This is a genomic window from Primorskyibacter flagellatus, from assembly GCF_014638275.1.
Lineage (GTDB): Bacteria > Pseudomonadota > Alphaproteobacteria > Rhodobacterales > Rhodobacteraceae > Pseudooceanicola > Pseudooceanicola flagellatus_A.
In genome coordinates, this window is record NZ_BMFJ01000001.1 from 734,968 (window position 1) to 747,298 (window position 12,331).

Consider the following 12,331-nt stretch of genomic DNA (forward strand, 5'->3'; position numbering starts at 1 on the left):
AGCGCGACGATGAAAGACACCCAGACCCCACATATCCCCGTCGTCATCGTCGGTGGCGGTCAGGCGGGCCTCTCGACCGCCTGGTGCCTGAAGCAGCAGGGCATCGAAAGCATCGTCTTCGAGCGCAACCGCGCCTTCCATTCCTGGCGGGTGAACAGGTGGGACAGCTTTTGCCTGGTCACACCGAACTGGCAGTGCCGCCTGCCGGATTTCCACTACGACCGGGAATACGGCGGGACGGATCCGCATGGCTTCATGCTGCGGGACGAGATCACCGACTACCTCGACGCCTTTCTCGACCGGACCGCGCCGCAGCTGCACGAAGGCGTTGTGGTGACGCGGGTCGCGCCGGTCACGGGCGGCGGCTTCACGGTTGAGACGAGCGTGGGCTCCTGGACCTGCGACCAGGTCGTGATCGCCACCGGCGGCTATGACACGCCGATCGAACCGGACTATGCGCGCCGCCTGTCGCCAGACATTTTCCAGATGCACTCCGTCGACTATCGCAACGTCGACCAGTTCCCCGAGGGAGGCGTGCTGATCGTCGGCACCGGGCAGTCCGGCGTGCAGCTGATGGAGGATTTCATCCGCGCCGGACGCGACGTGCATCTGGCTGTCGGTCCTGCTCCGCGCAGCCCCCGCAATTACCGGGGGCGGGACGCGACGGACTGGCTGTACGATGCGGGTCACTATGCGATCACCATCGACCGGCACCCCGATCCGGTCAAGGCGATGACCCAGACCAACCACTACATGTCGGGCCGCGACGGCGGGAAGGAGATCGACCTCCGCCGGTTCCATGTCGAGGACGGCGTGTCGCTTTACGGGTCGCTCGCGGACATGGACGGAACGACCGTCCGCTTCCTGCCCGACCTCGCGAAGAACCTCGACGATGCGGACCGGTCCTATGTCGGCATCCGCGACCAGATCGACGCCTATATCGCCCGCGAGGGGATCGACGCCCCGACAGAACCGCCGTTCCGGAAGGTCTGGGAGCCGGAGCGGGAGATCACGGAGATCGATCTTGCCGGGGCGGGGATCACATCCGTCCTCTGGGCCATCGGATTCCGGCCCGACTATTCGTGGATCGAGGCGGAGGTTTTCGATACGCGCGGCAAGCCTGTTTTCAGGCGCGGTGTCACGGACCATCCGGGCCTCTACTTCATCGGGCTGGGGTGGCTGAACACCTGGGGGTCGGGACGGTTCCTCGGGATCGAGGAGGACAGCAGGTACCTGGCCGGGTGCATCGCGCAGGCCTGCGCGGACCAGGCGGCGGGGGCCGGGAACATCTGATGTCTCGCGCCGGTCGGGCCGATGGTCCGCGATAGCGGGGTACAGTCAGGTCTTGTGGCACGGGCGCTGCCTTGGTAATCGGTGCCCGGTTTTCCGACGGACCGCCGATCCCCTGGCGACCCCGGTCCGATCCGGAGTCCCGAGGCGCCGCCCCGCGGGCGGAACCGGCGACCTCCGGCCCTGGCAAGCCGTCCGCGCCCCGCGCACAGGCGATATCACAAAGGCACCGCGCTGAGATGACCCGCGTCACGGACCCGAAACACAACGCGAAGCTGGCCGCGCGTCTGTCCGTCGCCCCGATGATGGACTGGACGGACCGGCATTGCCGCTATCTCCACCGGCTGCTCTCCGCCCGCACCCTGCTCTACACGGAGATGGTGACGGCCCCGGCGCTGGTGCGGGGCGGGGCGCTGCATCTGCTCGATTTCTCGGCGGCGGAGCATCCGGTGGCGCTGCAGCTTGGCGGATCGGACCCGGAAGAACTCGCCGCCGCCGCGCGGCTCGGGCAACAGGCGGGTTATGACGAGATCAACCTGAACTGCGGCTGTCCCTCGGACCGCGTGCAGTCCGGGACCTTCGGCGCGGTGCTGATGAAGGACCCGGCCCGGGTGGCGGAGTGCGTGGCCGCCATGCGCGAGGCCGTCGATGTCGAGGTCACCGTCAAGTGCCGGATCGGCGTGGACGACCAGCAGCCGGAGGAGGTCCTGCCCGAATTCCTGTCCCGAGTCGGGGCGGCGGGCTGTTCGCGCTTCATCATCCATGCCCGCAAGGCTTGGCTGCAGGGGCTGAGCCCGAAGGAGAACCGGGACATCCCGCCTCTCGACTACGATCTCGTCATGCGGATGCGGGGGTACTTCGGCGGGCTGCACCTGTCGGTCAACGGCGGGATCGTGTCGCTGGAGCAGGCGGAGCGGTTCCTCGACGCCGGGCTCGACGGCGTGATGGTGGGACGCGCGGCCTATCACGACCCGGCAGGGCTGCTGGCGCAGGCGGACCGTCGGATCTTCGGCGCGGGCGAGGACAGCGATGCGGTGGCGGTGGCGCGGGCGATGCTGCCCTATATCGAGACGCATCTCGCGTCGGGCGGGAAACTGGCGCAGGTCACGCGGCACATGCTGGGGCTGTTCGCGGGCCGCCCCGGCGCGCGGCACTGGCGGCGCATCCTGTCGGAGGGGGCGCATCGCCCCGGTGCGGGCCCCGAGCTGGTGGAACAGGCGCTTGGCGCGGTAACGGAACAGGCGGCCTGAGACGCGGGGGCGAAGTGCCCCGCCGGCGCGCGCCCGCCCCCGATGTCGCATCCTGTGGGTCGGGGAGTCGCTTCCGGTGCGTGCGTGGCGGCAAAATCATGTCATTCCGGGCCTGACCGCCGCATCGCGGAGGCGCAGAACAACATCGGGCCGGCTCCCCGCCGCGCCCGCCAGCAGACCGGAGAGCCCTGTCCATGTCGTCCCATGTCCTGACCGTTTCCTGCCCGACCGGGCGCGGCATCGTCGCCGGTGTCGCCGGCTATCTCGCCGCGCATGGCTGCAACATCACCGCCTCGTCGCAGTTCGACGACCAGGAGACGGGGCAGTTCTTCATGCGGGTCCGCTTCCTGTCGGAGGAAGGCGCGACGCTGGAGGCGCTGGAGCAGGGCTTCGCGGAGGTCGCCGCACCGCTCGACATGACCTTCGCCTTCCACGACGAGGCGGTGAAGATGAAGGTCATCATCATGGTCTCGCGCTTCGGGCACTGCCTGAACGACCTGCTCTACCGCTGGCGCATCGGGGCGCTGCCGATCGAGATCGTGGGCGTGGTATCCAACCATCTCGATTACCAGAAGGTCGTGGTGAACCACGACCTGCCGTTCCACCACGTCAAGGTCACCCCCCAGAACAAGGCGGAGGCCGAAGCGCATCTGCTGGAGATCGTCGAGGAGTCGGGCGCGGATCTGGTGGTGCTCGCGCGGTACATGCAGGTGCTGTCGGACGCGCTGTGCCAGAAGATGTCGGGGCGGATCATCAACATCCACCACTCTTTCCTGCCGTCCTTCAAGGGCGCGAACCCCTACAAGCAGGCCTACCAGCGCGGGGTCAAGCTGATCGGTGCGACGGCGCATTACGTGACCGCCGACCTCGACGAGGGGCCGATCATCGAACAGGACACCGTGCGCGTCACCCATGCGCAGAGCCCCGCGGATTACGTGTCGCTCGGCCGCGACGTGGAAGCCTCCGTGCTGGCCCGGGCGATCCATGCCCATGCCCATCACCGCGTCTTCCTGAACGGCAACAAGACGGTGGTGTTCGAGGCCTCGCCCAACTCCTACGTCAGCGACCGGATGGGGTGAGGGCAGAGGGGGCGCTGCCCCGGTCCTTCGGACTCCCCCCGGGATACTTTTGGCAAGATGAAGCCGGGCGTGTTTCATCTTGCCAAAAGTATCCCGGGGGGAGTCACGCAGGTGACGGGGGGCAGCGCCCCCCTTCGTCGTTTCAGGCCTCGGAGACGGCGGGGCGGGGGCGCAGGACGGCCCAGCAGAGGCTGGCCGCGATCACGCCGCAGAGCGCGATGGCCAGCAGCATCGGGGTGGCCGTGCCGTCGAAGAACGGGCCCGTGAGGGTGATCATCAGCCCGCCCGCCAGCATCTGCAGCGTACCGCCGAGGGAGGAAGCGAGGCCGGCGATGTCTCCGTGGTCGTCCAGCGCCAGCACCATCGTCGTCGGGATCACCACGCCGAGGAAGGCATTGGCGATCAGCAGGCCCGCGACGATCACCGGGAAGGTGGCCGCCCCCGACAGGGCGATGGCGGCAAGCAGGATTGTGGTGATGGCAAAGCCGCTGACCCCGACGCGGACCACCCGGCCGATGCCGAAACGCTGGCCAAGCGGTGCCGCGACCTGCGAGGAGGAGAAGAAGCCGATCGCGTTCACCGCGAAGGCGATGGAGAAGCCGGTCGGGGTCAGGCCGAACTGCTGCGTATAGACGAAACTGGCCGAGGCGATGAAGACGAAGAAGCTGGCCATGCCGAAGCCGCCGACGAAGGTGAGCGCCATGAACACCGGGTCGGACAGCAGCCGCCGCGCCGCAGAGAGCATCTGCGACAGGCTCGGCTTGCGGCGGTTCTCCGGGGCCAGGGTTTCCTCCAGCCCGAAGCTCAGCAGTGCGACGGAGAGGACCGCGGCGAGCAGCAGGGCAAAGAAGATGGCGCGCCAGCCGGTGACGGCGATCACGCCGGACCCGGCCAGCGGGGCGAGCATCGGCGAGACCGAGATTACCAGCATGATCATCGCCATGAGTTTCGTCGCCTCGGTTCCCGTGTGGCGGTCACGGATCACCGCGCGCGGCACCACCATAAGCGCCGCGCCGCCCAGGCCCTGCAGAAAGCGCCAGGCGGCGAGCGATCCGATGGTCCCGGCGAAGGCCGCACCAAGCGAGCCGACAGCAAAGATCGCAAGACCCAGGAACAGCGGCGGGCGGCGGCCCATGGCGTCGGCCATGGGGCCATAGAACAGCTGCGCCACGCCGAAGGCGAGGAAATAGGCGGTCAGGGTGGTCTGCACCGCGGCCTCCGCCACGCCGAAGTCGGCGGCGATGGCCGGCAGGGCGGGCAGGTACATGTCGATGGCGAACGGGCCGACGGCCGAGAGCAGGCCCAGAATGAGGGCAAGGCGCAGCATGAAACTCTCCTGAACAGATTGGTTCAGTTCCGTACCGGCTGCGCGACGCAGGGTCAATTCGGCGGAACTGCAAAGGCGGGGGCGCGGATTGTGCGGCGTTGCAGCATTGCTTGCGGGCGGCGGGGAAACCTGCCACCACCGCAGCGGAACATGGGCGGAGGCGCGGATGGCGACGATGGATCTGGGGGCGGTGCTGTGGATGATGGCTCTGGTGGCCGTCATCGGGGCGTTCGGGGGCATTCTGGCCGGGCTGCTCGGCGTCGGGGGTGGCATCGTGCTGGTGCCGGCGTTTTTCTATGCGTTCCAGCACCTTGGCTTTGACGGGGACAAGCTGATGCAGCTGTGCCTCGCGACCTCGCTGGCGACGATCATCGTCACCTCTCTCCGGTCGTTGCAGTCGCACAGCCGCAAGGGGGCGGTGGACTGGGACATCCTGAGGACCTGGGGGCCGGGCATCGCCATCGGGGCGGTGATCGGGGTGCTGGCGGCCTCGTCGCTAAGGACGGTGGCGCTTCAGGCGCTGTTCGGCGGGCTGGCAATGGTGATCGGCCTGTACCTGGCGCTCGGCCGGGCACAGTGGCGCATCGCGGAGGAGATGCCGAAGGGCGTGACGCGGGCCATCCTGTCGCCGCTGGTCGGGTTCCTTTCCGTGCTCATGGGGATCGGCGGGGGCAGCTTCGGAGTGCCGCTGATGACACTTTACGGGCGGCCGATCCACCGTGCGGTGGCGACGGCGGCGGGCTTCGGGGTCATCATCGCCGTGCCCTCGGTCATCGGCTTTCTCTTCGTGCAATTGCCGGAGGGGACACGGCCTCCGTTCACCGTCGGGGCGGTGAACCTGCCGACATTCGCCATCGTGATCGCGATGACGCTGATCACTGCGCCGTACGGGGCGCGGCTGGCGCATGCGACGGATCCGGGGCCGTTGAAGCGGATCTTCGGGGTATTCCTGCTTCTGGTGGCGGCGAACATGATCCGCAAGGCGGTGATCGGGTAACGCAGGCCTGGTCTCTTCGGTCTGCGCGCTGTTTCCGTGCGGGCGCGTCTGGTGTCGGGAAACAGGCGGATTATTGTGCCCCGTCACTTTACAATTCTGCCCGACCGACCGGCACTGTCCCCAAATTCGCAGCAATAATGCGGCGATAACATCCTATGCGTGCATGGAAATACCCCGATACCGCCTAGCTGGTGCCCCGGACCTGCCGCATTCGGGGGCGACTCTGTCTTTGAACACAAAAGCCAGAGGCCGCGTCATGATCGAACTTCTTGTCATCATCGCCATCGCGACGATCGGGGTCGTCTATACCTCTTCCACCGGCGAGGCGGAGAGCAGCGCCATGGCGGAGAAGACCGCCAAGGACGCATTGAACGAGGCTGAAGGGCAGAGCGGGATCGGGATCCTCGGGATCGACGTGGTCGCGCGCAAGATGCGCCGGATGGTCGGACTGCAGGACGGCGCCGTCGGTGCCGACACGCTGGCGGAGTATCGCGGTTCGGACGAGGACGAGGATCAGGGCGGCGAGCCGGTCGCCCTGGCGGGCGAGGACCAGTTCGTCTTTGCCGGGGATCGGGACGCCCGGGCCGGAGACGCGGACGACGACTGGGACGGCGAAGCCTACGCGGAGGATGACGCCGCAGAGGAGGACTGGGACGACGCGGATGCCATCGCGGCAGAGGCGGAGGCCGGAGTTTCCGATGAGGAATGGGCCGAGGATGACCTCGCCGCTGAAGAGTGGGACGAGGACGATCTCGACGACATGGACGACCCGGACATGGGCGAGTGGGCCGAGGCCGACATGGACGACGCCGACGCGACCGACCGCGACGATGACTGGGCCGCTGCAGAGTTCGACGAGGGCGAATGGGCCGAGGGCGATGACGACCTCATGGCCGGGGACCTCGACGAGGACGTGGCACCCGAAGTGGCGGCGCGTCCGGCCATGGACACGGAATTCGCGCCGCTGGTGGACGAATTCGACCCCGAGCAGGATCAGCTTGTGATCGGCTACCGCCCCGGAGAGGCAGGCAACGGCCGGATCGGGATCATCGAGGATCCGCTGCGCCCCGGCTCCGCTGCCGTGACGCTCGGCGGGCGCTGCGTGGCGGTCGTGCTTGACGGGTTCGGCCGGGTCCGCGCGCATCACATCGAACTGGTCTGCGAAGAGGACGACGCGGACCTCGCGGCCTGAGCCTGTCCCGGGCCCGGGTCCGGCGACTACTCCGACGACCCGTCAGACTTGCGGCGGCCGAGCCTTGCAGCCCGGCCGCCGCGTCTTTGCGTCAGCAGGGGCTTGCGGTCGGGCAGTTGCGCCATGATCTCGCGCCGTTCTTCCGGCGACATGCGGCCCCAGGCGGCGATTTCCCCGATGGAGCGGAGACAGCCTGTGCAGAGCCTGGCCTCGGGGTGAATCAGGCAGATCTTCACACAGGGGCTTTCGGGTTCGCTGCGCGACCAGAGGGTGCCGTCGTCTTCCATCATTCCCCCCTTATGTGGCGCAGCCGGTCCAGCGCGCCCTGCAGGATATAGGCGGCGGCAACATGGTCGATGACCTCCGCCCGGCGGCGGCGGGAGGTGTCGGCCTCCAGCAGCGCGCGTTCCGCCGCCACGGTTGACAGGCGTTCGTCCCAGAAGGTGATCGCAAGGCCTTCGAAGGCGGGCAGGCGGGCGAGGTTGCGGGCGAAGGCGCGGGTGGACTGGCAGCGCGGCCCCTCCGTGCCGTCCATGTTGCGCGGCAGGCCCAGCACCAGCCCCGCGATGGTGCGGGCCGAGACGATGGCGGCCAGCGACTCCGCGTCCTGGGTGAACTTCTTGCGGCGGATGGTTTCCAGCGGCGTGGCGACCGACAGTAAGGTATCCGACACCGCAACGCCCACGGTCTTGTCGCCGAAGTCGAGCCCCGCGACGGCGCGCATCGGCGGCAGGGCGGCGGCAAAGTCCTCGATGGTCTCGTGGATCATTCGGTGGTGCTTTCGCTCGTCGGGGCCTCGGGCAGGCTGTCGGCCGCCGCGGCGATCTCGGCCAGCGCTTCGGGGGATGCGGCAAAGACCTGCCGCGCCTCTGTCGCGATGGCGCGGGCGCGGGCGGTGTCGCCGAGCACGCCGTAGGCGCGGATCAGGCGGGCCCATTCGGCGGGGCTGCCGCCCTGCTGCGCCAGCCGGTCCGACAGGCGCGAGACCATGCCGCGGATCATTTCCTGCCGGTCCGCCTCGCTCAGCTCCCCGGCGTTGGCGATGTCCTCCGCCGTGGGACCGGAGAGCGTGTCGGCGGGTGCCGGCTGGTCATAGGCGACGCCGGCCAGCGCCGCGGCCTCGTCGATCTGCGCGCGGATCGGCGGGATCCACGGCGCATCCTCCGGCCCGGCGCGCAGCAGCTGGTCCCAGAGCCGGAAGGCCACGTCGGGGCGATCGTTCTGGCGCATCATCAGCCCCATGTAATACCGCGCGGGGGCATTTTCAGGGTCGCGGGCGAGGGCGGCACGCAGGGCGTTTTCCGCCCCCGGGGACACGTAGCCCCCGGCGGCGAGGATCAGCATGTCGGCGTAGGTCAGGTAATCCTCTGCATCGGCCTCGGCTCCGCGCAGTTCCAGCACGCGTTCCTGCGCGGCATAGGCGGCGCGGTAATTGCCAAGCGCGGCCTCGTTGCGGGCCAGCAGGCGCTGCCCCTGCAGGTCGTCCGGGCGTTCCGCCACAGCATCCCGCAGGCGCTGGATCAGGACCTCGAAATCGGCGGGCGGAATTTCCTGCGGTTTCAGCAGGTCGGGGGGCACGGCGGCCTCTGCGGTCGGCTGGTCGGGGCGGGTGTCGCGGCGTTCCTTGGCGGCGGCAAGGCGGTCGTTCAGGGACAGGTCGCCGTAGCCGGGCGCGCCGAGATTGGCGTAAAGCGCGAGGGGCAGGGCGGTCAGCACCGCAACCAGCACAACGACAAGGGCGGGACGGAAGCGCGCGGGCTCCTCGGATGCGGCGGCGGCAGCGGCACGGTCATCGGCGGCGATCAGCCGGCGGGCGATTTCGGCGCGAAGCCGCCCGGCCTCATCCTCGGGGATGGCGCCCCTTGCCAGGTCGCGGTCGACCTCGTCAAGCTGGCGGCGGTAGATGCCGGCGTCCTGCGCGGCGTCCTCGACCTCCCCGGAGCCGCGGCGGGCGCGCACCACTGCCAGGCCGATCGTCAGGGCAACGGCCAGCGACATCAGGGCGGGGATGATCCAGTCGATCACGGTTCGGGGATCCTTCGGGCCAGTGTCCTTCGGGCAGCGCGACAGGCGCGGTCCGCCCCGGTCTAGCGGGGTGCGCCGCCCTGAAAAAGGGCAAAAGCCCGTGAGCGGCGCTTTGTCCGGGCCCCTGCCGGGGGGGCGATTGCGGCGCTTGTCGGGATCGGGCGAGAAAACGACGCATTGCGGCGTTGGCGCGGGCCGTGAATTGATATGGCTCAGCCTCAGCAGCCGCCCAACCGACAGGGAGTCGCCCTCATGAAACGCTATTCCGCCTTTGCCCTGGCCCGCGAAGCCCTGCGTGACCACACGGGATGGAAACGCGCTTGGGAAAAGGCGACGCCCAAGCCGCATTACGACGTCATCATCGTCGGCGCGGGCGGGCACGGGCTGGCGACGGCCTACTACCTGGGCAAGAACCACGGCATCACCAATGTCGCGGTGATCGAGAAGGGCTGGCTTGGCGGCGGCAACACGGGGCGGAACACGACGATCATCCGGTCGAACTACCTGCAGGACCCGTCTGCCGCGATCTACGAGAAGGCGCGCAGCCTTTACGAGACGCTGAGCCAGGACCTGAACTACAACGTCATGTTCTCGCCCCGTGGCGTAATGATGCTGGCGCAGACCGAACATGAGGTCCGCGGCTACCGGCGCACGGCGCAGGCCAATGCCCTGCAGGGCGTGGCGACCGAATTCATTTCTCCGCAGCGCGTTCAGGAACTGGTGCCGATCATCGACATCTCCGGCCCCCGCTATCCGGTGCTCGGCGCGCTGTGGCAGCCGCGGGGCGGTACGGCGCGGCACGACGCGGTGGCCTGGGGCTATGCGCGGGCCTGTTCCGCCATGGGCATGGACATCATCCAGCAGTGCGAAGTCACGGCGGTAAGGTCGGAAAATGGTAAGGTCACGGGGGTAGAGACCACCAAGGGCGCGATAACCTGTTCGAAGTTGGGCATCGTCGTTGCCGGCCATTCCGGCGTGATGGCGGAAAAGGCGGGCTTCCGGCTGCCGATTGAATCGGTGGCGTTGCAGGCGCTGGTGTCGGAGCCGATCAAGCCCTGCATGGATGTGGTCGTGATGGCGAACACCGTGCACGGCTACATGTCGCAGTCCGACAAGGGCGAGATGGTGATCGGTGGTGGCGCGGACGGGTACAACAACTACACGCAGCGCGGCTCCTTCCACCACATCGAGGAAACGGTGCGGGCGCTGGTCGAAACCTTTCCGATGATCTCCCGGCTCAAGATGCTGCGGCAGTGGGGCGGGATCGTGGACATGACCGGGGACCGGTCGCCGATCATCTCGAAGACGCCGGTCGAGGGCTGTTTCATCAACTGTGGTTGGGGAACGGGCGGGTTCAAGGCGATCCCTGGCTCGGGCTGGGCGATGGCGGACATGATGGCGAAGGGCACGCCGGGGCCGCTGTGTGCGGAGTTCGGGCTGGACCGGTTCCGTCAGGGCCGGTTCGTCGACGAAAGCGTCGCCGCAGGCGTCGCGCACTGAGGCACGGCGATGGCGGCGCTTTCCCTTCGGTCCTTATTGGGCGGCGATCTTCCGGGCCATGGCCTGAGCGTGGATCGTGCTCTGCGCGGCTTCGATGTCGGCCAGCGCTGCGGCGGCGGCGTTGACCGGGGCGTCGTAGGCCTCTGCCAGGGCGGCGACCAGCGCGGCGGGATCGTCCCCGCTTGGCAGATAGGCCGATGCGAAACCGACCGGACCCTGGCGGATGGCCTGGGCGAACCCACGGTCATAGGGCAGCTGGTCAAGGATGGAACTGTCGGCGAACCCGAAGTAGAGCGGCCGGTCGCGGCCCTGCGGCGACATGCCAAGCAGGACATAGAGGCCGGGGCGATCGGGCAGCGCGCTGACGTCGGGATGAACGACAAAGGCGATCTGCTTTCCCTGAAGGCCGGAGCCGGTGGTCATCAGAAGTTTCTCGGTCATGCTCGTGCCTCTTGCATCGCTTCGATTGTCGAGGGTCTTGCATTAAACGTACCACAAGATGTGGTAGTCCCGTTAGCGGAACCGTACCGGGGGAAGGATTTCCGGACCTCCGTGCCCGATTCAGTGGCAAAACACATTTCAACCGCCAATTGTTCCCTTTACAAATGTGAACAATTGGTGACTGCGCGGGCCTTCGCTCGGGTCGTCGGGAACATTTTTGCGGCTTTGCCTGTTTCATCAGCAAGTGAAACGGAAACGGAGCCTCAATCATGGCCGATCAACATTACGAATACCGCTCGACCGAGACCCGCACCAGCGGCGGGGCCATCGCCTTCATCGTCGGCGGTCTTGTCGTCGCCGTCGCAGCCATCGCCTATTTCATCTTTGGCGGCGATCTCGCCACGTCCGGCGTCTCTTCCGACCCTGCGGCAATCGAAATCAACAACTCCGCAGGCAGCTCTGCAGGCGCCGATTCGACCGATGGCGGCGCGGCAGCCACGGCGGACACCGCCAATGACACGGCGGGCGCCGCAGCCACGGCAGACACGGGTTCTGCCGACGCAACTGCCGGGGCAACCGCTTCGGAATGACCTGACCCTCCGGTACGGCATTGCCCGGTCGCGCGCCCTGTGCCGCGGCCGGGTTTTCCATGTCCGCCAGATACTTCCGGCGACATTTCCGGCAACGATCCGCGCATTGACGCCTGCAATGGCGTTCTTGCAGCACCGCGCATCCGTCGGCGGGAACAATGCCCGCCGCGCAACCGTTGCCCCCTCACTGCCTGGGAAGACGGCATATTCCGTTCTTTCCCTTGTCCCTTACCTGTCAACTGGGCCGGATGCTTCGTGCGTCCGGCCTTTTTTCGTGCCCGCATATCGCGCGGCAAAGGAGGCCCCATGCTGATCCTCACCTGTCCCTGCTGCGGCGTCACCGCCGAAGAGACGGAGTTCCACGGCGGCGGCGAAGCGCATCTCACGCGCGAAGGGCCGGGGTCTGACGACGCGGCGCTCGAGGGCTACCTTTTCCACCGCGAAAACCCGCGCGGGGTGCATTTCGAACGCTGGCGGCATGTCTACGGTTGCGGCAAGTGGTTCCACGCGGCCCGCGACACCGCCACGCTGGAATGGTTCGGCTTCTATCCTGCGCAGACATCCGAACCGCCCGAGGCGCTGCTCGAACAGATCCGCCAGAAGCGCCCCGGCTGGCGCTGGCGCGACTTCGCATGACCCC

Annotated in this window: 13 protein-coding genes; 8 read left to right on the plus strand and 5 right to left on the minus strand. The window is 67.9% G+C overall.

Annotated elements, in window-relative coordinates:
- Positions 1-9: 9 nt before the first annotated feature.
- The 3 genes from IEV87_RS03670 (at position 10) to purU (ending at position 3,619) form a co-directional block, all read left to right on the plus strand.
- The gene (locus IEV87_RS03670; RefSeq protein WP_188476317.1) at positions 10-1,293 is read left to right on the plus strand and encodes an MSMEG_0569 family flavin-dependent oxidoreductase; all 1,284 of its coding nucleotides are present in this window, start codon (positions 10-12) and stop codon (positions 1,291-1,293) included.
- 236 nt (positions 1,294-1,529) lie between these two features.
- Positions 1,530-2,540, plus strand: a complete 1,011-nt coding sequence (gene dusA, locus IEV87_RS03675) for a tRNA dihydrouridine(20/20a) synthase DusA (RefSeq protein WP_188476318.1) — start codon at positions 1,530-1,532, stop codon at positions 2,538-2,540.
- Positions 2,541-2,734: 194 nt separating this feature from the next.
- Positions 2,735-3,619 (plus strand): formyltetrahydrofolate deformylase, encoded by an 885-nt coding sequence (gene purU, locus IEV87_RS03680; protein ID WP_188476319.1) that lies wholly within the window; start codon positions 2,735-2,737, stop codon positions 3,617-3,619.
- A gap of 142 nt (positions 3,620-3,761) precedes the next feature.
- Here the strand turns inward: purU and IEV87_RS03685 are convergent, their stop codons facing one another.
- Positions 3,762-4,946 (minus strand): multidrug effflux MFS transporter, encoded by a 1,185-nt coding sequence (locus tag IEV87_RS03685; protein ID WP_188476320.1) that lies wholly within the window; start codon positions 4,944-4,946, stop codon positions 3,762-3,764.
- Positions 4,947-5,112: 166 nt separating this feature from the next.
- Between IEV87_RS03685 and IEV87_RS03690 the strand changes: the two genes are divergently transcribed.
- Both IEV87_RS03690 and IEV87_RS03695 read left to right on the plus strand, forming a co-directional pair.
- Complete coding sequence (locus tag IEV87_RS03690) at positions 5,113-5,943, plus strand: sulfite exporter TauE/SafE family protein (RefSeq protein WP_373284024.1); 831 nt, start codon at positions 5,113-5,115, stop codon at positions 5,941-5,943.
- A 256-nt stretch (positions 5,944-6,199) separates the two neighbouring features.
- Entirely contained in the window at positions 6,200-7,135 is a 936-nt protein-coding gene (locus IEV87_RS03695; RefSeq protein WP_188476321.1) for a hypothetical protein, read from the plus strand.
- A gap of 26 nt (positions 7,136-7,161) precedes the next feature.
- On the opposite strand, the gene IEV87_RS03700 is transcribed toward IEV87_RS03695, so the two are convergent.
- The 3 genes from IEV87_RS03700 to ccmI are packed head-to-tail and all read right to left on the minus strand — an operon-like array spanning position 7,162 to position 9,160.
- Positions 7,162-7,422, minus strand: coding sequence for a DUF1289 domain-containing protein (locus tag IEV87_RS03700; protein WP_188476322.1), 261 nt, complete (start codon positions 7,420-7,422; stop codon positions 7,162-7,164).
- Positions 7,422-7,904: a Holliday junction resolvase RuvX gene (gene ruvX, locus IEV87_RS03705; RefSeq protein WP_188476323.1), complete on the minus strand. Its 483-nt coding sequence runs from the start codon at positions 7,902-7,904 to the stop codon at positions 7,422-7,424. Before ruvX ends, IEV87_RS03700 begins: the two co-directional genes overlap by 1 nt.
- Positions 7,901-9,160, minus strand: a complete 1,260-nt coding sequence (ccmI, locus tag IEV87_RS03710; RefSeq protein ID WP_188476324.1) for a c-type cytochrome biogenesis protein CcmI — start codon at positions 9,158-9,160, stop codon at positions 7,901-7,903. Before ccmI ends, ruvX begins: the two co-directional genes overlap by 4 nt.
- Before the next feature lie 252 nt (positions 9,161-9,412).
- On the opposite strand from ccmI, the gene IEV87_RS03715 reads away from it, so the two are divergent.
- The gene (locus IEV87_RS03715) at positions 9,413-10,660 is read left to right on the plus strand and encodes a sarcosine oxidase subunit beta family protein (protein WP_188476325.1); all 1,248 of its coding nucleotides are present in this window, start codon (positions 9,413-9,415) and stop codon (positions 10,658-10,660) included.
- Between the two features lie 33 nt (positions 10,661-10,693).
- On the opposite strand, the gene IEV87_RS03720 is transcribed toward IEV87_RS03715, so the two are convergent.
- Complete coding sequence (locus IEV87_RS03720) at positions 10,694-11,101, minus strand: hypothetical protein (RefSeq protein ID WP_188476326.1); 408 nt, start codon at positions 11,099-11,101, stop codon at positions 10,694-10,696.
- 269 nt (positions 11,102-11,370) lie between these two features.
- Here IEV87_RS03720 and IEV87_RS03725 point away from each other — a divergent pair, with 269 nt between their 5' ends.
- Positions 11,371-11,691, plus strand: coding sequence for a hypothetical protein (locus IEV87_RS03725; protein ID WP_188476327.1), 321 nt, complete (start codon positions 11,371-11,373; stop codon positions 11,689-11,691).
- 306 nt (positions 11,692-11,997) lie between these two features.
- Positions 11,998-12,327: a sarcosine oxidase subunit delta gene (locus tag IEV87_RS03730; protein ID WP_188476328.1), complete on the plus strand. Its 330-nt coding sequence runs from the start codon at positions 11,998-12,000 to the stop codon at positions 12,325-12,327.
- The last annotated feature ends 4 nt before the right edge of the window (positions 12,328-12,331 follow it).

What these genes read in the sequence shown, in the direction of transcription:
- IEV87_RS03670 (WP_188476317.1), top strand. Translation starts at nt 10, where the DNA reads ATGAAAGACACCCAGACCCCACATATCCCCGTCGTCATCGTCGGTGGC.
- dusA (WP_188476318.1), top strand. Translation starts at nt 1,530, where the DNA reads ATGACCCGCGTCACGGACCCGAAACACAACGCGAAGCTGGCCGCGCGT.
- purU (WP_188476319.1), top strand. Translation starts at nt 2,735, where the DNA reads ATGTCGTCCCATGTCCTGACCGTTTCCTGCCCGACCGGGCGCGGCATC.
- IEV87_RS03685 (WP_188476320.1), bottom strand. Translation starts at nt 4,946, where the DNA reads ATGCTGCGCCTTGCCCTCATTCTGGGCCTGCTCTCGGCCGTCGGCCCG.
- IEV87_RS03690 (WP_373284024.1), top strand. Translation starts at nt 5,113, where the DNA reads ATGGCGACGATGGATCTGGGGGCGGTGCTGTGGATGATGGCTCTGGTG.
- IEV87_RS03695 (WP_188476321.1), top strand. Translation starts at nt 6,200, where the DNA reads ATGATCGAACTTCTTGTCATCATCGCCATCGCGACGATCGGGGTCGTC.
- IEV87_RS03700 (WP_188476322.1), bottom strand. Translation starts at nt 7,422, where the DNA reads ATGGAAGACGACGGCACCCTCTGGTCGCGCAGCGAACCCGAAAGCCCC.
- ruvX (WP_188476323.1), bottom strand. Translation starts at nt 7,904, where the DNA reads ATGATCCACGAGACCATCGAGGACTTTGCCGCCGCCCTGCCGCCGATG.
- IEV87_RS03715 (WP_188476325.1), top strand. Translation starts at nt 9,413, where the DNA reads ATGAAACGCTATTCCGCCTTTGCCCTGGCCCGCGAAGCCCTGCGTGAC.
- IEV87_RS03720 (WP_188476326.1), bottom strand. Translation starts at nt 11,101, where the DNA reads ATGACCGAGAAACTTCTGATGACCACCGGCTCCGGCCTTCAGGGAAAG.
- IEV87_RS03725 (WP_188476327.1), top strand. Translation starts at nt 11,371, where the DNA reads ATGGCCGATCAACATTACGAATACCGCTCGACCGAGACCCGCACCAGC.
- IEV87_RS03730 (WP_188476328.1), top strand. Translation starts at nt 11,998, where the DNA reads ATGCTGATCCTCACCTGTCCCTGCTGCGGCGTCACCGCCGAAGAGACG.